This is a genomic window from Aeromonas sp. 600774, assembly GCF_049175075.1.
GTDB lineage: Bacteria > Pseudomonadota > Gammaproteobacteria > Enterobacterales > Aeromonadaceae > Aeromonas > Aeromonas veronii_A.
The window spans coordinates 1-19,176 of sequence record NZ_JAAKUJ010000018.1 but is presented as its reverse complement, the minus strand read 5'-3'; the positions used below and the strand labels follow the sequence as shown (position 1 = coordinate 19,176).

The following is a 19,176-nucleotide window of genomic DNA, read 5'->3' as shown; positions in this document are numbered from 1 at the left end:
TATTCTACGTTTTTAGCCGCCGGATCTCCAGCCATCGCCCGGTGGATCCAGCAAATAAGATCCTTGACTTTCAAGGATCCAGCGCCTTTGGATCGGATTTCATCCCCAAAGTTACCCACAGCTTGATCCACTGCTGCAACTGGCGGATCTCGTGCTGCACTCCTGTTATTTCATATAACCAAATGTCATTTATTTTTTAAATTTTATTCCAATAACATCAGCGCCAAAGCAGTTATTACAACTACAAATACAAGACATTTAGAGAGAGAAACCCCATGAAAACTTCCATCAAGCTTATTTCCGGCGCAGCCATCCTGCTCGCCACCCTGTCCGGTCAGGCCATCGCCCAGGAGACCATCAAGGTCGGCATGTCTGGCAAATATTTCCCGTTCACTTTCGTCAAGCAGGACAAGCTGCAGGGCTTTGAAGTGGATATGTGGAACCAGATCGGCGAGCGCACCGGCTACAAGGTCGAATTCGTGACCGCCAGCTTCTCCGGCCTGTTCGGCATGCTGGAAACCGGCCGCATCGATACCATCTCCAACCAGATCACCATCACCGACGAGCGCAAGGCGAAGTACGACTTCTCCCAGCCTTACGTCTATGACGGCGCCCAGATTGTGGTACGCAAGGGCAACAGCACCATTCATGGCATCAAGGATCTGGAAGGCAAGAAGGTGGCCGTGAACCTGGGTTCCAACTTTGAAGAGCTGCTGCGCAAGAACGACCCGAACAAGAAGATCGACATCCGCACCTATGACTCCGCCTTCGAGCAGGATGTCGCCCTGGGTCGCATCGATGCCTTCGTGATGGACCGCGTCTCCACCGCCCAGCTGATCAAAGAGTCCAAGCTGCCGCTGCAACAGGCAGGCGCACCGTTCGAGACTATCGAGAACGCCCTGCCCTTCCTGAAGACCCCGGAGAAACAGGCGCTGCTGAAGAAGGTCGATGAGGCCCTGACCGCCATGCGCAAGGATGGCTCACTGCGTCAGATCTCCGAGAAATGGTTCGCGTCCGACATCACCGACAAATAAATGATGGAATTTGACCTCGAATACACGCTGGGGCTGTTTCCCATCCTGCTCAAATACCTGGGCACCACGATGGAAATGGCCCTGTGGGGATTCGTGCTGGCACTCGTACTCTCGCTGGCCCTGGCGATAGTACGGGTGTTTCGCGTCCCCGCGATTCACTGGCTGGCGATGCTCTATATCTCGTTCTTTCGGGGTACACCGCTACTCGTTCAGCTGTTCCTGCTCTACTACGGACTGCCGCAACTGTTCCCGATCTTCGTGGGGATGGATGCCTTTACTGCCGCCATCGTCGGTCTGACCCTGCATTTCGCCGCCTACATGGCCGAGTCGATCCGAGCAGCCATCCTCGGCATTCACAAAAGCCAGATGGAAGCGGCGCTCAGTATCGGCATGAGCCGTTATCAGGCGATGCAGCGGATCATCCTGCCGCAGGCGGCCCGTATCGCCACCCCGTCGCTGATGAACTACTTCATCGACATGATCAAGAGCACCTCGCTGGCCTTCACACTGGGAGTGGCCGAGATCATGGGCAAGGCGCAGATGGAAGCCTCCTCCTCCTTCAAGTTCTTCGAGAGCTTTATGGCGGTGGCGCTGATCTACTGGGTGGTGGTGATCTTCTTTACCCGCTTGCAGCACCTGCTGGAAATTCGTCTCAACCGTGCCTATTAAAGGAGGGCTCTCATGATCAAGCTAACCGGCCTCTCCAAGGCATATCAAGGCAATCAGGTACTCAACGGCATCGATCTGGAGGTCAAAAAGGGGGAAATTGTCGTCATCATAGGCCCCTCCGGCACCGGCAAGTCGACCCTGTTGCGCTGCCTGAACCTGCTGGAGACCCCGGATGCGGGCACCCTGGCCATCGACGATCTCGAGCTCAATCTGGCCAAGGCCAGTGAACAGCAGGCGATCGAGCTGCGCAAGCGGGCCTCCTTCGTGTTCCAGAACTACGCCCTTTTTGCCAACAAGACGGCGCTCGACAACATCGCCGAAGGGCTGATCACCGTCTGGAAGCAGCCAAAAGCTGAAGCCCGCGCCACAGCGCTCGGCATCCTCAAGGACATTGGTCTTGCCGACAAGCAGGATGCCTATCCGGCCTCCCTTTCCGGCGGCCAGCAGCAGCGGGTCGGCATTGGTCGCGCCATGGCGGCACACTCCAAGGTGATCCTGTTTGACGAGCCCACCTCGGCCCTCGATCCCGAGTGGGTCGACGAGGTTTTGGGACTGATGAAAGAGTTGGCCCGCCAGCACCAGACCATGGTGGTGGTTACTCATGAGATTGAATTTGCTCGTGATGTTGCCGATCGGGTGATCTTCATGGAAGGGGGGCGGATCGTCGAGCAGGGCCCGCCGGATCAGATATTGGTCGCTCCCAAGGATCCCCGTACCCGGGAGTTCTTGCGGAAAGTCCTTAAATAGCTCTCTCTTTGGCGGCTTGGCCGCCTTTTTTATTGAGGGATCCCTTGTTTAACCACGGGTTGCCAGTATAATCCGGAGCCCTTGATCCTCTGGATCCTCACGCTCGGCAGTGGCCTTTTCAAGACCATGGCAGGATGAGAGGGAACGGCGGATTGACTAAAAGCCGAACTCTGTTTAGAATTCGGCCTCTTTTGCTAGTCGTCACACGCTATAGCTGGCGCGTCGGCTAAGTGTGACAATCAAAACTGTACAGAAATACGGAATCGAATCATGAAACGTACTTTTCAACCGTCCAACCTGAAGCGCAAGCGCTCTCACGGTTTCCGCGCCCGCATGGCAACTGCCAACGGTCGTAAAGTTCTGGCCGCTCGTCGTGCCAAGGGTCGTGCCCGCCTGGTAGTCTAATGCCTACCCAGCACACCTTCTCTCGGGAGTTACGTCTGTTAACTCCCGAACACTTCAAACGCGTTTTCGCCGAGCCTGTCCGGGCCGCCTCTCCGCAGATAACCCTTCTCGCTTCTCCCAATTCGCTCGAACACCCTCGTCTTGGTCTCGCTGTGCCCAAAAAAGCACTCAAGCGTGCCGTTTGGCGTAATCGTGTCAAACGGGTGGTTCGGGAAAGTTTCCGCCTAAAACAACATCAGCTGCCCGCTATCGACATCGTGGTGATCGCCAAGGCCGGTGTGAAAGAGATGGATAACGAGGAACTGTTCAAGTTACTGGAAAAGCTATGGCGCACCCTGTCACGCCGTTGCAATGGGTAGCTATCAAACTGATACGCCTGTATCAGCTAATCATTAGCCCTCTGCTCGGGCCGCGCTGCCGTTTTACTCCAACTTGTTCCCAATTTGCGATAGAAGCCATCCGACTTCACGGTTTCATAAAAGGCGTTTGGTTAGCCAGCAAACGTCTATTAAAATGCCATCCCTTATCCGAGGGTGGTTATGACCCGGTTCCGCAACCAAAGCGAAGAAACTGAAAACTATGGAATCACAACGCAATCTACTCCTGATCGGTTTGCTGTTCGTGAGCTTTCTGCTCTGGCAACAGTGGGAGTCCGACAAGGCTCCGAAGCCGGCCCCGACGACCGTGGCCCAAACCGAACATTTCGTACCTGAAGCCGGTCAATCCGGTGATATTCCTCAGGTTTCCGAGCAAGCCAATGCGACTGCCGCACGCAAGCTGATCACCGTCTCCTCTGACGTGCTCAAGCTGACCCTGGATACCCAGGGTGGCGACATCGTGTCTGCCGAACTGCTGTCTCACCAACTGGAAGAGGGCAAGGACCAACCGTTCGTGCTGCTGACCAGCAAGCCTGAGCACCTCTATATCGCCCAGAGCGGTCTGGTGGGTCGCAACGGTCCGGACAGTCAGGCCGAAGGTCGTCCTACCTATGAAGCCGCCCAGACCAGCTATCAGCTGGCCGATGGTCAGGATCAAGTCGTCGTTCCGATGACCTGGACCGACAGCAAGGGCGTTGTCTTCACCAAGGAGTTCATCCTCAAGCGTGGCGACTATGCCGTTGGCGTTGATTACAAGATCGACAACAAATCTGCCGAGCCGGTTCAGGTGCAGTTCTATGGTCAGCTGAAGCAGACCGTAGCCACACCGAAGGATCAGGAAGGTCATGCCATGGTAGCCAGCGCTTACCGTGGTGGTGCCTTCTCCACTGAAGATACCCGCTACAAGAAGTACACCTTCGACGAGATGAAGGATGCCGACCTGAACAAGACCACCAAGGGTGGTTGGGTCGCCATGCTGCAACACTACTTCGTCTCTGCCTGGGCACCAAATGCCGGCGATACCAACAGCTTCTACAGCCGTGTGATCCCGGGCAAAGGCCAGGCCATCATCGGTTACAAGGCGCCGCTGGTTGACGTGGCTGCCGGCCAACAGGCTGAAGTGACCAGCAAGCTGTGGGTTGGTCCCAAGCTGCAAGACCAGATGGCCAAGGTGGCTAACCACCTCGACCTGACCGTCGACTACGGCTGGCTGTGGTTCATCGCCCAACCGCTGCACTGGCTGCTGACCGTGTTCCACGGTTTCGTCCAGAACTGGGGTCTGGCCATCATCATGCTGACCCTGCTGGTGCGCGGCATCATGTTCCCGCTGACCAAGGCCCAGTACACCTCCATGGCCAAGATGCGCATGCTGCAACCCAAGATTGCGGCCCTGCGCGAGCGCTTCGGCGACGACCGCCAGAAGATGTCTCAGGGCATGATGGAGCTGTACAAGAAGGAGAAGGTCAACCCGCTGGGTGGCTGCCTGCCGATCCTGGTTCAGATGCCGATCTTCATCGCCCTCTACTGGGCACTGATGGAGTCCGTTGAACTGCGTCACGCGCCGTTTGCCCTGTGGATCACTGACCTGTCAGTGAAGGACCCCTTCTTCGTGCTGCCAATCCTCATGGGTGCCTCCATGTGGTATCTGCAGAAGATGAGCCCGACCACCGTAACCGACCCGATGCAGCAGAAAGTGATGCAGTTCATGCCGATCATCTTCACTTTCATGTTCCTCTGGTTCCCGGCTGGTCTGACTCTCTACTGGCTGGTGAGCAACGTCATCTCCATCATCCAGCAGACCATCATCTATCGTCAGCTGGAGAAGAAAGGACTGCATTCACGCAGCTAATCTTCCCGTGATGACAAAAGAGGCGGCCTTCGGGCCGCCTTTTTTATTACAATGTCTCCCACTACGTTTTCCTATCAGCGAACAAACGAGCCAAGCAAGATGACAACAGATACGATCGTGGCCCAGGCCACCGCGCCAGGCCGTGGTGGCGTCGGCATAGTCCGGGTCTCCGGCCCCGCCGCCGAACAGGTCGCCGGAATAGTGCTCGGCAAGCTCCCGCGGGTGCGCTACGCCGAATATCTGCCGTTCAAGGATGAGCAAGGCCAGGTACTGGATCAGGGCATCGCCCTGCTGTTCAAAGCCCCCAACAGCTTCACCGGCGAGGATGTGCTGGAGCTGCAGGGCCACGGCGGTCCCGTCATCATGGACATGCTGATCCGCCGCATTCTGAAAATCGATGGCATCCGCCCTGCCCGCCCCGGCGAGTTCAGCGAGCGCGCCTTCATCAACGACAAGCTGGATCTGGCCCAGGCCGAAGCCATCGCCGATCTGATCGAAGCCTCCAGCGAACAGGCCGCCCGCAGCGCCATGCACTCCCTGCAGGGGCAGTTCTCCAGTAAAATCCAGCAACTGGTGGAGAGCCTGATCCGGCTGCGCATCTATGTGGAAGCGGCCATCGACTTCCCGGACGAGGAGATCGATTTCCTCTCCGATGGCAAGGTGGCGGGCGATCTCTACGCCATCATGTCCGAGTTGGACGACGTGCGTGGTGAAGCCAAGCAGGGCGCCCTGCTGCGGGAAGGGATGAAGGTGGTGATCGCCGGTCGTCCCAACGCCGGCAAATCGAGCCTGCTCAATGCCCTGGCGGGGCGCGAGTCGGCCATCGTCACCGAGATTGCCGGTACCACCCGCGACGTGCTGCGCGAGCACATCCATCTCGATGGCATGCCACTGCACATCATCGACACCGCCGGTTTGCGCGACACTCAGGACAAGGTGGAGCAGATCGGTATCGAGCGCGCCTGGGCAGAGATCGAACAGGCAGACCGAGTGCTGTTTATGGTGGATGGCACCACTACGGATGCGGTTGACCCGCGGGAGATCTGGCCGGAATTTGTTGATCGGTTGCCAAAAAATATCGGCCTCACCGTCATTCGCAACAAGGCCGACCTGACCGGCGAGGATCTGGCACCGAGCCAGGAGCAGGGCCATGCCGTCTATCGCATCTCCGCCAAGACCGAACTGGGGCTGCCCGCCCTGCGCGAGCACCTGAAAGCCTGCATGGGCTTCCAGGGCAACACCGAAGGGGGCTTTATGGCCCGTCGCCGCCATCTGGATGCGCTGGAGCGCGCCGCCGAGCGCCTGCTGGTGGCCAAGGAGCAGCTGGAAGTGTTCGTGGCCGGTGAGCTGGTGGCCGAAGAGCTGCGCCTGGCGCAGGAGTCCCTCTCCGAGATCACCGGCGAATTCAGCTCCGACGATCTGCTGGGCCGTATCTTCTCCAGCTTCTGCATCGGCAAGTAATGTGGTGAAAAATCAGCAATAAAAAGCAGCCAGTGAGAACATAAGGCATTGTAAATATTGGACTTTGTTTTTTACTGGCTATTCTTGCCTGATCTTGTTTCGTGAGAATTTACCCCGAGAGTACCCCGAAGTAACCTCTCGGGGTACTCTCGGGGGACAATTATGAAGATCAGCATCGAATTCCGCGAACCTGACGCCGAAGGCAAGCGCGCTCTGCGCTTAACCTATTACGCCGGCTCCTACCTTGAACCAACCACGGGCATCCGCAAGCACAAACGCAGCAGAGAGCCCCTAGATCTCTTCTTGTACGACAAGCCGCGTACACCAGCACAGCGACTCCACAACAAAGAAACCCAGCGAGCAGCCGAAGCCATCCGCGCCAAGCGACTCTTCGAGTACGAGACTGGTAAACACCATCTGGATTTCTCGAACGCCTACAAGGCCAGCTTCTTCGAGTACTTCCAAGAGGTTACAGACCAAAAAGCGGCAGGCAGCAAGAGCAACCACTCCATCTGGATATCAGCCCTCAAGCATTTACGCCAGTACCATAAGCTGCCGGAGCTGACTTTCGAGGAAGTAGATCAGCTGTTCCTGGAGGGTTTTCGGCATTACCTGATGCACAAAGCCCGAACCAAAAGCGGCACACCACTGAGCCGCAACACCCAGAGTGCCTATTTCAACAAGTTAAGGGCGGCCCTGAACCAGGCTGAGCAGGAACGGCTGCTACCGGATAATCCGGTACGACGAGTCAAAGCTATCCAGGGGGAGAAGAACAAACGGGTTTATCTGACCGAAGACGAGGTACGAGCCCTGGCCCAGGCCGAGTGCCGCTACGACGTTCTTAAGCGCGCCTTTCTGTTCTCTTGTTGCACTGGCTTGCGCTGGTCCGACATTCACAAGCTGACCTGGGCCGAGCTGGAGCCCTTCTATAGCCATTACCGTATCGTCTTCACCCAGAAAAAGACCAGCGGCCTGCAATACCTAGATTTGAATGACATGGCGATGCAGCTGATGGGGCGCCCAGGCAAGGCAACAGAGCGGATCTTCAAGGGCCTCAAGTACTCGGCTTGGCACAACATGGAGCTCACCCGGTGGGCGTTGCTGGCGGGTATAACCAAGAAGGTAACCTTCCACAGCGCGCGTCATACCTTCGCCGTCATCCAGCTTAACCGCGGCGTCGATATCTATGCCCTCTCCCGCTTGCTGGGGCACAGTGAGCTGAGAACTACCGAGATCTACGCCGACATTCTTGAATCGCGGCGCCGAGATGCCATGCTCGATTTCCCCAATGTCTTGGGGTGATAGAAGCACCCTCGACGAGATCATGGCCAGGAAGAGCCAACAAATAGGCCAGCGCAACTATGCGCTGGCCTAGATTATCTTAGATAATATAGATCGGATTTCAGGATCGCCCTGCAGCCCAAGCGGTAACTGGGTTTCACTGAATTGGCTTGTGACCGTTATCGTGATAGTGCAGGCCGGCCGATGGTAAAGCGCCCCTTGGCATGTTCGCAGATAGACCAGCCCAAAGCAGTCAGCTCATCCAATGCCTTACGAACTCGTGATTGCCGCTTGCGATGGGTGGCCGTGCTGACCTCATCGGGAAAGGCATAAGCGACCAAGGTGTCTAACTGCACTGCCCTTTTCTGACCACAATCCACCCAGGCACATAGCCGCTGATGCAACAACCGAGCGATGCTGCCATTCAAGTGCCGAACTTCTGTCATGTCGATACGAACATGGCGACCATTACCCATAATGGCATAGGTCAGCAAGGGATTAAGCGCCAAAAAAAGTCCATCAGTCTGAGTGTCACTGACATAGTTCGCCAATAAGCGAAAGCCGCTACGCTGGCCAGCCACCTTTGCGATCACCGACACCTTCCACAATCGCTCGATACAGCAACGTACAGTATTGGTATCCCGAGGATTGGCGTATCCAACCTCCTTGGCCAGTTTGCGCAGGCTGCTTCTGACCACCAATACCCTTTGCTGGTTGGCAGCCCAACGAAGATCCAGAAGATCTCGCAATATCGCCCCAGTTTCGCTCACCGCAACTGGCTCAATCTCGTTACTTTGTGACTCAAGTCCAGCCAGGGCAACCAACCCCTGAAGCACACGGAGGTCATCTGCACCCAGCGGCTCAGGCCCGGAGAACTCGATCTGATTGCCACCACCGAAACGGTAAATCACCTCCAGCTTGTCACGGCGGCGTTGGCCATGCGAGATCGCCCTAAACAACCCGGGTGCAAGACAGTGCATATGGTCATGCCTAGCATGGGTCAATTCAAAGCAAGACACGTTTGCCTCCCGCTCGGCGTGTTACGCCCAACCTAGCGGGAGCGGGATACAGCACGCCACCGTCCCCCCGCACCAACCAGCACTCCGGTAGTGGCGGCCCATAATTACTTTTGCTTACCCCAAACCGCACGTGAAGCTTGCTCTTCTCTGCCGATACACCCAGCTGCTGCGCCTCTTTCTTGGTCATAGTGGCGAGGTAGCCCTGCCAGCGCACATTGTCTACCAGCACCGACGAACCACGGCTTGCCTGCTGCAGATCGCCAACTTCTTGGAATACTGCGGATTTGCTGGTGTGGTGTACAAACAACACAGCGCATCCCAGCCTCATGGCCAGCCGCTCCAACTGACCCAGTACCTGCATCATGGCACAGGCCGCGTTCTCGTCGGCATCGTGGAAGCGCCTCAAAGTATCGATGACAATCAACCTCACCCCTTCAGCCCATATAGCAATCGCTTCCCACCAATGGCTATCCAGCACATTCGGACTGGAGCCCTGCAGCGGTATAAGACGAAGGTTTCGTTCGACGTTGGCACGAAGTTCAGCATCAAGACCTCCGCCCAAGGCAAACAAGCGCTGGTGCAGTACAGGCCAAGGGTCCTCAGCAGGCAGGTAGAGCACGGTTCCCCTGCCCAGCTTGCCAAGTCCAATCCAATCCGGCCCACCGGCGATCTGCATTGCCAGTTGCAATGCCAACATCGATTTGCCCACCCCTCCCGGTGACACCAACGCACCAACGCAGCCAACAGGCAGCCCCGGGAGGACAAAATCGAGGGGTTTCGGAGGTTCAATAAAAGCCGACCGGAGATCCTGGGGGCAGAGAGATGTAATCAGATCCTGTGTCATACCCACCTCACAACCGCCCATGGCTAGCTTGCCGCACACGCTTGGTTACATGCTCAGTGAGTTCGGCGTCTGGTGAAATGCGGTGGGAGAGCAGCCAGTCCAGCAGCTCAACGCGCTTGAAGTAGATCTTTTTGCCTTGTGGCTTGTAATGCGGCAGACGCTTTTCACTGGTCAGCCGGTACACATAGCAGACAGAAACCCCCAGCAACTCAGCGCACTCCTCGGCAGAAAGCACCTCTTTTTGCGCCTGTCCTTGCTGGATTACCAACTGCTTAAGCTCATAAAGCTCTTTCAGGATTGCCCCATTCGGATCACTGAAAACTGACGAATTTTGTTCGCGCATGCAGATTGTCTCCTAGTTACAAACATCAGCATGCAAGAGCGTACCGGGGACCTAACGAAATCCAGACCGCTGTAAGTGCCCGTTTTGGGCACTTACAGCGTTTTCTGGAAAATTTTCGGATGTGAAATTTAAGATGGAAACAGGAAGGGGGGTTGGTAGAGCCAAATGACATTTTGGCGAGAGACCGCCAGTAAAGTCATCAGGCTCCACTAGGTTGGCGATCCCAAGCCAACCACAGGCTCAGCGATGGTTCATTTCTTTGATCCAATCAGCCACGCTATCAGGGTCGGCAAGCAGCTGGGCGAGCGGCAGATGATTGGAGCACAAGGCGAGCTGGCCGCACTCCTCACTTTGCTTCCAATCCGGTTGATGAAGGGGCCAAGGCACCGGGCGCCACAGCTCATCGAAATGCTTGTCGCTATCTTCCAGACAACGGAACAGACTCACTTCAACAATGGCTTGGCCATCAAGTTGCAGAGGGTCTGGCTGGCCTTTTACCCCTGCCCGCAGCACTGAGGTATGGCGAAAATCGCTATCAATGTAAAGGCGGAAAGCCAGAGTGATATCGTTCTTTTCGGCCGTATCGCCACCCCAATCACGGTAACAATGGGTAGAAGCAAACAGTGGCAGATAGTCCCATGCCCAACTGCTGGATGGGCGGGTTCCCGAGCGGCAGGGGCGGCTATTTTCGCTGGGCTCCCAATACCAGAACTCGGCGTCCAGCGCCTGACTGGCGATCTGATCGAATAGCGGCAGGATACGCTGGTAGAAACCGGCGGCGAGTCGGTGGGCTTTTTGCAGTTGGGTAACCAGCTGGGTGGTCTGTTCAAGATCGTGTTGCATGACGGCATCCTTAGCCAAAGTCAGTGATTCAAAAAAGAGAAATCGGGGCGAGAGAGGTGCAATGTCCCGGCATAGTCGAGCAGAGCAGCCCAACCAGTAGGTTCAGCCGGTAGGGGAGTTTCCCGCTCAGACATCACCCCGCAATCCAGGTCCAGCAGCCCTGCGTAGGCAAACAGCGGCGCCCATTCAGGCACCACCGGGGCCATGCCAAACAGCTCAAACGCCTGCAGCCACTCATCGCGAATGGCGCGATCCTGACGGCAGGATTCAAACTCGGAGGCAGTTTGCAGATAGCGGCGCAGTGGCTCCCATTCACGCAAGGTCATCTGGACAAAGCGTGCGGGCAGCTCTGGGCGAATCAGCGGGGCGACAGGGATATTACCAAGCGCAACGTAATATAGCCGGTCTTCATAGTCATCAAACTCGGCTTCGCTGACCACAGCATTGACCTGTGCCAGCCACTGCTCCCGATACTGGTCACCACCGAACGGGGGCTTCACCTCGATAACCACCAGTGCGTCGTCAAAGTGGAGCAACACATCGGGCTCGACATAACGGCGATCCTGCAGCGATGCCAGTTTTGGCCACAGCTCCAGCCGGTGAAAGGTGGCCAGGTCTAGCGGATTGTCACCGAGTAGAAAGTGCAGCAAGGCACGCAGAGCACCGTCAGAGAGGTGGGGCAGACGGCCAAAGAAAGTGGCAGTTAGCAGATCTTCGCTGCCTTTAAACAGGTCGCGCCAGCGCAGGGATTCCCCTTCCCGCTCGATACGCCCAGCCTTGCCATGCAGGATTGCATGTAGCATCGCAACTCCTTGTAATATTGATATTTCAAGCAGGCTCTCACGTAGCTGAAGAGCCTTTGAGATCCTGCTTTAATACCCACTCGACTAACACCCTATCCGTCACAAAATGGGGCAAAAATGTTTGACTGAAAGAGGGCGTATCTTTAAGGTTGCCAGCAACATGACCCCGGCCGCTTGGTTGCTATGCAACTTACGCTGGGGTTGTTGTTTGACGGTTTTTGGCCTGCCAGCGTGGTTTGCTTATCGGTGATATCACGGCCAGCCCATCATCGGATGGATGGCCCGTCAAACCTCAATATCCCCTTGTATTGCTAGACCTTTTCAATCTGGTAGCCCAACTGTGTCATACCCTGCAGCAACAGTTCGGTATCGGTTCCCCACTGGTTGGAGATGGCGATCTGCTCGATGGCAGCTCAATCAGGTTACCCTCGCCTAAATGCCAGCGATTAAGGTTTTTTCCGGGATCTGGTCAACCGGCGTTACCTTTCTGGCCAAATCAAGTTGCGCCTGATAGGCAATGATCTCGGCCATGAGCACTCTTCCGGTCGGGGGACAATATTGCTCAAAATTCTCTCATAAAATCAGCCGGGTGTTATTGATTTCAGACTCATAAAACAACATGGGGAGCAGCTCTTGATGGCATGCCTTCGGGTCAAGGAAACGTCTGGCAATGGCATAACTAGGCCGTAGTGAATGATTGTTGAAGGGCATCGCTTGAGTTAGTCCCATAGCAAGTCAGCCGGTTTGGCTCTCGCTGAATGCAGAGGCTAAGATTCCAGATAGATAGGAATCTGCCCCCATCAATTCCAGCACACCGGGTTTTCCCACTCACCTCAGACAGAGTGGCCAACATTCCAGAGCGAAAAACAGCACGAACATTCCAGATAGATGGGAAGGCCCCTATCAATGTTCCAAGTGCTCGTTCTGAAGCGGCATTCCACTATCTGGAATATCCGCACCAAGATTCCAGATAGATAGTTATGTGGAAAGGAATTGGACAGAGATTGGCCGGGGATAAGGGCGCTGATTCCACTGGTCAATAAGCCACTGGATTCCAGTATTCCAACTTTGTCACGAGCGAACAAAATCAACATTTTCAATAAGTTGATTGAAAACCAATGCCTTCGGTGCCATGCTGAAATTATGTTCAGTGGTGGAGTAACACGATGGATGCGTTCAGCTGGGGGATGTTAGGCTTGCTGGCCTTCTTCACGCTTGTCTTCGTGTGGAGTCTGTATAGCTACAAAATGCACAAAAAAGAGCGACACCATGAAACCGATCGCTGATATCGCCCTCATGGCGGTGGTTGCGCTGGGCTTGATGGCACTTGGCGACACGGTGTTTGCATGGCTGCTGATCTGCCTGCCACCGGTTTACTGGTGCTGGCCAATACTGGCCTGGGCCACCAGGCGCCCCATCACGGCCTGGTTGCAGTTAATGGCTCTTGCAGCCCTCACCTGCTGGCACTGGCCCGCCGGGCTGTTCACAGCGCTGAGCATCGCCCTTATCTGGACAGCGAAAACCCTCAAGACAACCCCACGTCCACAGCGCAAGGGTGGGCCGGTCATCAAAAATTACTACTTCTGGAGCTAACTGCGTGTCTCCTTGGCCACACTGGCGATAAGGTACCTTGAGCAGCCAAGCATCTCCTGGATCGCGGAATAACTATGGCCTGTCACCAACAGCCTGGCGATGTGCTGACGCTTCTTTTCATCTTTCTGGCGACCGCGATATTTCCCCTCATCCCTGGCCTTGGCAATACCCTGCTTCTGCCTGCGTCGGCGATCTTCGTAGTCTTTGCGAGCGACGGCTGCCAGCATATCCAGCAGCATGCCATTTACAGCCAGCAAGATGGCGCTGGTGAACTCGGAACGACTGTCCCCCTGTAATGCCACCCAGGAAGTCGGAAGTTCAGGAGAAACGATGGAGAGCTGTTTCTGGGCCAACAACTGCTTCAGTGTTTGCCAATCTGTCTGATTGAGACGGGCCAGACGATCAATCTGCTCTACCAGCACAATGTCACGATCTGCAGCGTCGCGGATCAGCCTCATAAGCTCAGGCCTGTCCAGCGTCGCCCCCGACTCATTCTCTACATAGAAACTGGCAATCTGATGGCCATGCTCAGCAGCAAAACCAATCAGCAGCTCTCGTGCCCGCTCAGCATCCTGTTCCACAGTCGATGCACGTAAATACGCCCGTATGAACACTGAACCCCCATCAGTCTGTTTAAAGTGGTTCCGAACTATTGGTTCAATATAAGTGGTTTCAATATGATTTTCGAGAGGGTATTAAGTGGTTTATATGGGGTATACCTTTTTGAAACCACAGCATGATGCTCAAAACACGACCTTTCGATAGTCTTTTGATCTGACAGCACAAACTTTAAGTGTGATTCGTCATCACAAAATCGCTTTTCAGTTTTCTTTGCGTATTTAAGCTGCGTTGTTAACGATTTCAGGTTTGCTGGATAGGATGCCCAAGCACCTCATACAACATGTAATTAGGACATGGCCATTTTCAAGTGCCCGGTTGCAAGCGACTAGTCAGGCCAGCAATCCTTGCCGACCGGGATGAAGCGGGACTGATAAACGATCAGCTTCTGGTTCCCTGCTTGGCCGATTCTCGGGTTCTTGTAGGTCTCGCCAGGCAACAGGTATTTGCTGTCTGCCTCGCTGTCCGGCTGCTCACAGCCTTGCTTGACCATGAATTCGAAGTAGGTGTTGCCGGTATTGGTGATGCTCGCCTCGACCAAGTTTAGCTGATATTCAAAACGTACCCGCCGTGGGCGAACCACCAGAATCGATTGCAGTGCCACTTTCATCTCTTGAGTCCCTGTCACGTCACTAACTTCTTGCGTTGCCAGCTGAGCGGTGGGAGATTCAATGAAGGTCAGCCAATAATATCGCTCCTGATGGTCCTCCAAGCCCTTGTAGAAGACTTTGACATTCTGCTGTTGTCCGGCAGATAGAACAAAGCGTTTTGGTGAATATAGAAGTTCCCCCGCAGGCATATCTATCGCTTGGCCGCTGGTCGTGGGATTCGTGATTTTTTTAACCTTAACCTCATATACCTTAGTGGTCGTATTGTTATTGGTGACTGTTTTAGCCAAAAAGTCATCCGAGGAAGCCATTACGGTTGTGGCCGTTCCGATGTCTATGGCAAATGTTGGCCAAGAAAAGGCTACGAACGTCAGCACTTTGAATCGCATCCATACCATCTGTTTACTTCCACACGCTTTTTATACTGATAGTACCACTTTGATACACTTCTCCTTCCCATGCTTCCCCTTCAATGGTCTCGAATACCTGATTGGATCTGAGGTCAAATAGCAAGCTGATATCATAGAAGCGAATCGCCCCTGTAACATTATCAGACTCTTGCCAAGGGATGGAGGAACGACTTTCGATAATGTTATACGGCCTAAGATCTAATGGAGTGCCATCACAGCTAACTTGGATAGATATGTTCTTTGATGAGCCAATACGGTTAGTGAAGAGTATTCTGGCTGGAATTGGAACTGCCAACGTCTGATTAACATTGTTAGGGGGATAGAATGTGCAGTTTTTTTCGTATGGTGACCCTAAGTCCTGTCTGACAGATACTTCCAATGACTCCGATGGTACGCTGGCTGATTCAGTAATAAAATATTCAAATTCGAGTTTATCACGGCCCACTGTACCGATTTTGACTGGTTGGCTTAACCCATCTTTTTCTCTGATAGCCACGGACATCTGCCTGCTGGTAAAGTTAACATCAGCAGATCCTTTTATTTCATAAAATCCGCTACCAGGATGAAGGTCATTACTCACAATCAATCTAAACATGTCGACAAGGCTTCTCGGAGGAGGAATTTTAGAAATTTGCCCTATCATATTATTTGACAAGAAGACATAAACAGAATCTGATTTCATTAACTGGCTAAATGGCATCTTGGAACCCTGTTTATACCAAACTCCCTTATCCGTGCTTATTTGAAAGTCACTCTGTGAGAGGTATGTCAATCTACTATCTTTAATGCTTGGAGTGAGTGATAACATATCGATATCTATGGATGATGCAAGAGTGAACTCATGCGTCAGGAAGCGACATGCTACACCATAATTTCCTTCAACTATTAGTGCTTCACACTCTCGAGAGCTAGGTGAAACATAAAACTCTCCACTACTTGAGATCATTACATCAATAGAGAGAGGAATATTGTATAGACGAAGATGCCCCTCTTTAATGAAGGTGACGCTTTTTTTATGCCAACGGTTGTTATCCGCGACAGCATTACTGTGGGTAGTGCAGTCAACCCCATAGAATAAACTGACGGTCCAACAGTAGTTTATATTAGTAGTGAATTGATTTCCTACAGACATTCCTTTTAGATAATTCATATACCCTTGGCTTATTCTAGGGTTTATCAAGCGAGCACTGCTATCATGAGTGACTAGACGAAAACCATTATTTTTAATTGAAGTGTTGTTTGCTTCAAAGATAGATGACTGGCAGCCACTCTGATATTTCCAACAGTGTAATCCTAGGTAAGGGGAGTTAACGATAGGATTATCCTCCCATATTTCTATATTGTAAATATAACCCCAAGGCATACCGGGAACTGTTCTATCTTCACCATCAGAAACATAAGACAGTCCACCGTGATCAGGATGAGTGGTAAAGTTACTTGAACCTGTGACTCTAGCTCCACTTGACAGAGCACCAATATAAATATTATCTCTGTCCTCTATACTGATAAACTTACTTTGTGTTGGTGGAAGAATAGTCACATTGATAGCATTTACTATTGGCGATATAAGTAATGTTAAAAGAAAAAATAGACTTAGTTGCTTTATTCTCATTTTGATACCTGTGTAATGTAATCATCTCATCGCGTAACTTTCTAGGCCTCTACATAGAACATCACCTACCCAGGCAGCCCCTGTATGACTTGAAAGGTCCATATTCGCTTCGCAATATTTATCGCCATGTTTAAATGTTAATGTAGGATGATTTTTATCCACATCCAAGGAAAATTCACCGGCGGTATTTGTCATGGCTGTACCGATATGGTTGTCGATACGGGCGTTGACCAGCGGGCTACCGTCCTCGGCTCGTATCACACCAAAGACGGTGACCATCTCTTTGATTGAGCTGCTTGCATCCAAGGTGGCCACGTTGCCGGGAAACAGGGTGTAGTGCTGCTTGCCGGTATTGATATCGTAGCTGTCCTTGCCCGTCTTGCTGTTGAGCAGTTCCACCTCGTACTCCTGATAGGGTGGGAGTGCTAGGAATGTCTGTTCCCCTTGCAGGGGGTAGTCCTGACCGTTGACCTTGGCGAGCATCTGGCCTTCGCGATCGATCCCGGTATTGATAATCACGCCGGCCCCTGAGGCGCTGCGGCTCGAGGCGACCAGTGACTCTTCCGTGTTAACTAGAGCGCCGCGCGCAATCAGGTTGCCATTTATGTCGCCACCGTGGCCGCGGCCCAGCGTCATGGTGCCGCCGATGACCCTGTTCTCGAACCCTAGTGTGCCTGAGAGCGCCATATTGTGTTCATCACTGCCGTGCACCATACGCGAGACATTGAACGAGGCCAGATTGATGACACCGTCCATGCGTTTCTGGTAGTTGACGTTGGCCGTGGTCTCGCCCTGCTCGTTGCTGCTCATGCCAAAGCTGAACAGGTTGTCGAACGGGATCGAGTAATCCAGCGTGATGCTCTTGTTATTGAATCCGTTGAGCGTACCGCTGTCATTCTGCAGGCTGGCGCGCATCGATAGGTTTCCGTATCTGCCGGCATAAAGGTGTTGGTAGTAATCGGCATAGTTGCGATCGCTATTCATATGGCGGTCGCGCAGGGTGTTGAAGGTGAGCTGGCCGAGACCGCTGACCCAGCCCCCCAGATTGAGCGTGATGCCGGCAGAGTAGAGCTCGGTTTCACTCCCACCCAGGGCATCACCTGCGTTCAATTTTTCCTGGCTGACCCAGAGGGAGGCATTGTCATGGGCCTGCAGGGTGAGGCTGGATACGAATCGCCACGATTGGTCGGAGGCCAGCATGCTTTGCAACTGGGCACTGATACGATCGGTTGCCTGCCACTTTGCACGCGCTTCGCCTACCGCTGCATCCTTGAAGGTATAGGTTGTGGTGGCCAGCTCCAGAGTATCCAGCGAACGCGCTAGCGATACCCCCAACAGCGGCGAATCACCGTTGTTCTGGGCGTCTTCCATCATGCCTCCCCACCATTGCCATCCCCACTCCTGAGTAAAGCCCAGACTGCCGCCCAACTTGGTAACACGCTGGGTCGTGGTGCTGGCCAGCTGTCCATCTACATAGACTTCGACTGTGACATTGTAGATGCCACTGGGGAAAGCCGAGGTGTCGATATTTTGGTTGCCGATAGCCAGGTTCTGGAGGCTGATCAGGCGATCCTCACGGTACACCCTGACCTCGCCATTAGCAGGCATGAAGACTTGTACCGGGGTCGTCGACGCGTCGACGTTCTGTTTACGTGACATGGCCTGGTTGCCATACGATGCCCCATAAATGCGGCCAGCACTCAAGCCGGTCACCACCCCCAGAGTCTGCAGATCCCAGGCCGAGACCATGCCGGCTGCAATGCGGCGATCGTCCAGATCTCGTTCGTACATGACACGATAGATATCACCGCTCTGTTCAGGTTCGCCAAGATTGTAGAGGGATGCGTCCAGCGCCACGTGATGAGCCCCCAGCCCGATGGTGCTGTCCAGTTGCAGGAAGCTGGAGTCACTATGACCGCTTTGCCGATTGTTGTTGAAGGAGTAGCCGAGATTGTAGCGATGCACCCCGGTCAAGGTGTCGACAGTCGGAGTCAAGGTCACCCGGTTGTCCGGTTGCCTGGCTTGACCGAATGCTTCGCGTGAGACTTGAATCGTCAGCAACATGGACACCAGGTCAAGCTGCATACTGGCATTGGCATCTATCTGTAAGCGACCCTCGGCAGAAAACGTGCGTTTCTGTTCACTGGCGAGCATGGCGGTAAGCTGATCGTTGAGCAGACCTTGTTGCTGGCCAACACCGAAATCGATGTGCAGCAGGTGCAGCTTGCCGTCCTGCAGCAGTAGGGTGGCATTGCCGATCGGGTTATCGGTCAGGGTGTCTAGCCGGTTTTTTTTATCCGAGTACTGGAGACGAACTGGAACGACCAGCCCTTCTGCCAGTGCCTGAGCAAAACTGGCCGGAATAATGACGTTGGCGATCTTGAGTGGTGCCGCGTTGTTGGCCGAGGCAGAGATCGCCATCAGCAATGAGAGTGGCAACAAGCAGGTTTTCTTCAAGATATCACGCATATGGTTTCAGATTTCGGCAACACAACACCGCCACGCAACCGAGTGGTGAAGGCAGTACCAGCACAAATGGGTTATTTGACGACGATGAACTCTTGACCGAGCCATAGGCCCAAGTGGCTTTTGGGATTGTGCATATCCACTTTCTTGAAATGACGCTTTTTACCGGGCAAGTCGTAGTAGGTCTCTTTGCA

The 19,176-nt window shown here is 53.9% G+C and carries 19 protein-coding genes and 1 pseudogene; 10 read left to right on the top strand and 10 right to left on the bottom strand.

Translation table 11 applies throughout. From position 1 onward, the window contains the following. The first annotated feature begins 275 nt into the window (after nucleotides 1-275). The 9 genes from G5171_RS18445 to G5171_RS18405 all read left to right on the top strand — a co-directional run bounded on the left by G5171_RS18445 (nucleotide 276) and on the right by G5171_RS18405 (nucleotide 7,844). The gene (locus tag G5171_RS18445) at nucleotides 276-1,034 is read left to right on the top strand and encodes an amino acid ABC transporter substrate-binding protein (RefSeq protein ID WP_005339308.1); all 759 of its coding nucleotides are present in this window, start codon (nucleotides 276-278) and stop codon (nucleotides 1,032-1,034) included. Continuing rightward, a complete protein-coding gene (locus G5171_RS18440) occupies nucleotides 1,035-1,703 on the top strand; it encodes an amino acid ABC transporter permease (protein ID WP_013724235.1) in 669 nt (222 codons plus the stop codon). 12 nt (nucleotides 1,704-1,715) lie between these two features. Next, on the top strand, nucleotides 1,716-2,450 hold the full coding sequence (locus G5171_RS18435; protein ID WP_421260564.1) for an amino acid ABC transporter ATP-binding protein: 735 nt from the start codon (nucleotides 1,716-1,718) through the stop codon (nucleotides 2,448-2,450). 270 nt (nucleotides 2,451-2,720) lie between these two features. Beyond that, complete coding sequence (gene rpmH, locus G5171_RS18430) at nucleotides 2,721-2,855, top strand: 50S ribosomal protein L34 (protein WP_005307156.1); 135 nt, start codon at nucleotides 2,721-2,723, stop codon at nucleotides 2,853-2,855. Continuing rightward, nucleotides 2,855-3,214 carry a ribonuclease P protein component gene (gene rnpA, locus G5171_RS18425; protein ID WP_005342318.1) on the top strand — a complete coding sequence of 120 codons (360 nt, stop codon included), beginning with the start codon at nucleotides 2,855-2,857 and terminating at the stop codon, nucleotides 3,212-3,214. Before rpmH ends, rnpA begins: the two co-directional genes overlap by 1 nt. After that, nucleotides 3,181-3,429: a membrane protein insertion efficiency factor YidD gene (gene yidD, locus G5171_RS18420; protein WP_075116235.1), complete on the top strand. Its 249-nt coding sequence runs from the start codon at nucleotides 3,181-3,183 to the stop codon at nucleotides 3,427-3,429. The genes rnpA and yidD overlap by 34 nt, the downstream gene beginning before the upstream one ends. Before the next feature lie 5 nt (nucleotides 3,430-3,434). Then, complete coding sequence (gene yidC / locus G5171_RS18415) at nucleotides 3,435-5,081, top strand: membrane protein insertase YidC (protein WP_421260563.1); 1,647 nt, start codon at nucleotides 3,435-3,437, stop codon at nucleotides 5,079-5,081. 99 nt (nucleotides 5,082-5,180) lie between these two features. Then, entirely contained in the window at nucleotides 5,181-6,542 is a 1,362-nt protein-coding gene (gene mnmE / locus G5171_RS18410; RefSeq protein ID WP_019445516.1) for a tRNA uridine-5-carboxymethylaminomethyl(34) synthesis GTPase MnmE, read from the top strand. Nucleotides 6,543-6,704: 162 nt separating this feature from the next. Next, nucleotides 6,705-7,844, top strand: coding sequence for a site-specific integrase (locus tag G5171_RS18405; RefSeq protein ID WP_421260562.1), 1,140 nt, complete (start codon nucleotides 6,705-6,707; stop codon nucleotides 7,842-7,844). Between the two features lie 158 nt (nucleotides 7,845-8,002). On the opposite strand, the gene repC is transcribed toward G5171_RS18405, so the two are convergent. The 5 genes from repC to G5171_RS18380 all read right to left on the bottom strand — a co-directional run bounded on the left by repC (nucleotide 8,003) and on the right by G5171_RS18380 (nucleotide 11,675). Next, nucleotides 8,003-8,842: a replication protein C, IncQ-type gene (gene repC, locus G5171_RS18400; protein WP_047439884.1), complete on the bottom strand. Its 840-nt coding sequence runs from the start codon at nucleotides 8,840-8,842 to the stop codon at nucleotides 8,003-8,005. After that, nucleotides 8,829-9,686, bottom strand: a complete 858-nt coding sequence (locus tag G5171_RS18395) for a helicase RepA family protein (RefSeq protein WP_421260561.1) — start codon at nucleotides 9,684-9,686, stop codon at nucleotides 8,829-8,831. The genes repC and G5171_RS18395 overlap by 14 nt, the downstream gene beginning before the upstream one ends. Nucleotides 9,687-9,693: 7 nt before the next feature. Continuing rightward, complete coding sequence (locus tag G5171_RS18390; RefSeq protein WP_015848536.1) at nucleotides 9,694-10,029, bottom strand: helix-turn-helix domain-containing protein; 336 nt, start codon at nucleotides 10,027-10,029, stop codon at nucleotides 9,694-9,696. Nucleotides 10,030-10,269: 240 nt separating this feature from the next. After that, nucleotides 10,270-10,872 (bottom strand): hypothetical protein, encoded by a 603-nt coding sequence (locus G5171_RS18385; protein WP_421251482.1) that lies wholly within the window; start codon nucleotides 10,870-10,872, stop codon nucleotides 10,270-10,272. Between the two features lie 20 nt (nucleotides 10,873-10,892). Further along, complete coding sequence (locus tag G5171_RS18380; RefSeq protein WP_421260560.1) at nucleotides 10,893-11,675, bottom strand: hypothetical protein; 783 nt, start codon at nucleotides 11,673-11,675, stop codon at nucleotides 10,893-10,895. A 1,269-nt stretch (nucleotides 11,676-12,944) separates the two neighbouring features. Between G5171_RS18380 and G5171_RS18375 the strand changes: the two genes are divergently transcribed. Next, on the top strand, nucleotides 12,945-13,268 hold the full coding sequence (locus G5171_RS18375; RefSeq protein WP_421251480.1) for a hypothetical protein: 324 nt from the start codon (nucleotides 12,945-12,947) through the stop codon (nucleotides 13,266-13,268). On the opposite strand, the gene G5171_RS18370 is transcribed toward G5171_RS18375, so the two are convergent. The 5 genes and pseudogenes from G5171_RS18370 to G5171_RS18350 all read right to left on the bottom strand — a co-directional run. Then, the gene (locus tag G5171_RS18370) at nucleotides 13,265-13,882 is read right to left on the bottom strand and encodes a recombinase family protein (protein WP_421251479.1); all 618 of its coding nucleotides are present in this window, start codon (nucleotides 13,880-13,882) and stop codon (nucleotides 13,265-13,267) included. The genes G5171_RS18375 and G5171_RS18370 overlap by 4 nt on opposite strands. 332 nt (nucleotides 13,883-14,214) lie before the next feature. After that, entirely contained in the window at nucleotides 14,215-14,883 is a 669-nt protein-coding gene (locus tag G5171_RS18365) for a fimbria/pilus periplasmic chaperone (protein WP_421251478.1), read from the bottom strand. Between the two features lie 13 nt (nucleotides 14,884-14,896). Continuing rightward, nucleotides 14,897-16,516 carry a hypothetical protein gene (locus G5171_RS18360; protein ID WP_421251477.1) on the bottom strand — a complete coding sequence of 540 codons (1,620 nt, stop codon included), beginning with the start codon at nucleotides 16,514-16,516 and terminating at the stop codon, nucleotides 14,897-14,899. A 21-nt stretch (nucleotides 16,517-16,537) separates the two neighbouring features. Continuing rightward, nucleotides 16,538-18,985: a TcfC E-set like domain-containing protein gene (locus G5171_RS18355; RefSeq protein WP_421251476.1), complete on the bottom strand. Its 2,448-nt coding sequence runs from the start codon at nucleotides 18,983-18,985 to the stop codon at nucleotides 16,538-16,540. 71 nt (nucleotides 18,986-19,056) lie between these two features. Further along, nucleotides 19,057-19,176 (bottom strand): annotated as a pseudogene (locus G5171_RS18350) (hypothetical protein); the annotation flags it as partial.

Excerpts from the sequence above, each read along its gene's own strand:
- G5171_RS18390 (WP_015848536.1), bottom strand. The coding sequence starts at position 10,029 with ATGCGCGAACAAAATTCGTCAGTTTTCAGTGATCCGAATGGGGCAATC.
- G5171_RS18395 (WP_421260561.1), bottom strand. The coding sequence starts at position 9,686 with ATGACACAGGATCTGATTACATCTCTCTGCCCCCAGGATCTCCGGTCG.
- G5171_RS18385 (WP_421251482.1), bottom strand. The coding sequence starts at position 10,872 with ATGCAACACGATCTTGAACAGACCACCCAGCTGGTTACCCAACTGCAA.
- mnmE (WP_019445516.1), top strand. The coding sequence starts at position 5,181 with ATGACAACAGATACGATCGTGGCCCAGGCCACCGCGCCAGGCCGTGGT.
- G5171_RS18440 (WP_013724235.1), top strand. The coding sequence starts at position 1,035 with ATGATGGAATTTGACCTCGAATACACGCTGGGGCTGTTTCCCATCCTG.
- rpmH (WP_005307156.1), top strand. The coding sequence starts at position 2,721 with ATGAAACGTACTTTTCAACCGTCCAACCTGAAGCGCAAGCGCTCTCAC.
- G5171_RS18360 (WP_421251477.1), bottom strand. The coding sequence starts at position 16,516 with ATGAGAATAAAGCAACTAAGTCTATTTTTTCTTTTAACATTACTTATA.
- G5171_RS18365 (WP_421251478.1), bottom strand. The coding sequence starts at position 14,883 with ATGCGATTCAAAGTGCTGACGTTCGTAGCCTTTTCTTGGCCAACATTT.
- G5171_RS18445 (WP_005339308.1), top strand. The coding sequence starts at position 276 with ATGAAAACTTCCATCAAGCTTATTTCCGGCGCAGCCATCCTGCTCGCC.
- yidD (WP_075116235.1), top strand. The coding sequence starts at position 3,181 with ATGGCGCACCCTGTCACGCCGTTGCAATGGGTAGCTATCAAACTGATA.
- G5171_RS18375 (WP_421251480.1), top strand. The coding sequence starts at position 12,945 with ATGAAACCGATCGCTGATATCGCCCTCATGGCGGTGGTTGCGCTGGGC.
- G5171_RS18435 (WP_421260564.1), top strand. The coding sequence starts at position 1,716 with ATGATCAAGCTAACCGGCCTCTCCAAGGCATATCAAGGCAATCAGGTA.
- yidC (WP_421260563.1), top strand. The coding sequence starts at position 3,435 with ATGGAATCACAACGCAATCTACTCCTGATCGGTTTGCTGTTCGTGAGC.
- G5171_RS18355 (WP_421251476.1), bottom strand. The coding sequence starts at position 18,985 with ATGCGTGATATCTTGAAGAAAACCTGCTTGTTGCCACTCTCATTGCTG.
- rnpA (WP_005342318.1), top strand. The coding sequence starts at position 2,855 with ATGCCTACCCAGCACACCTTCTCTCGGGAGTTACGTCTGTTAACTCCC.
- G5171_RS18380 (WP_421260560.1), bottom strand. The coding sequence starts at position 11,675 with ATGCTACATGCAATCCTGCATGGCAAGGCTGGGCGTATCGAGCGGGAA.
- G5171_RS18405 (WP_421260562.1), top strand. The coding sequence starts at position 6,705 with ATGAAGATCAGCATCGAATTCCGCGAACCTGACGCCGAAGGCAAGCGC.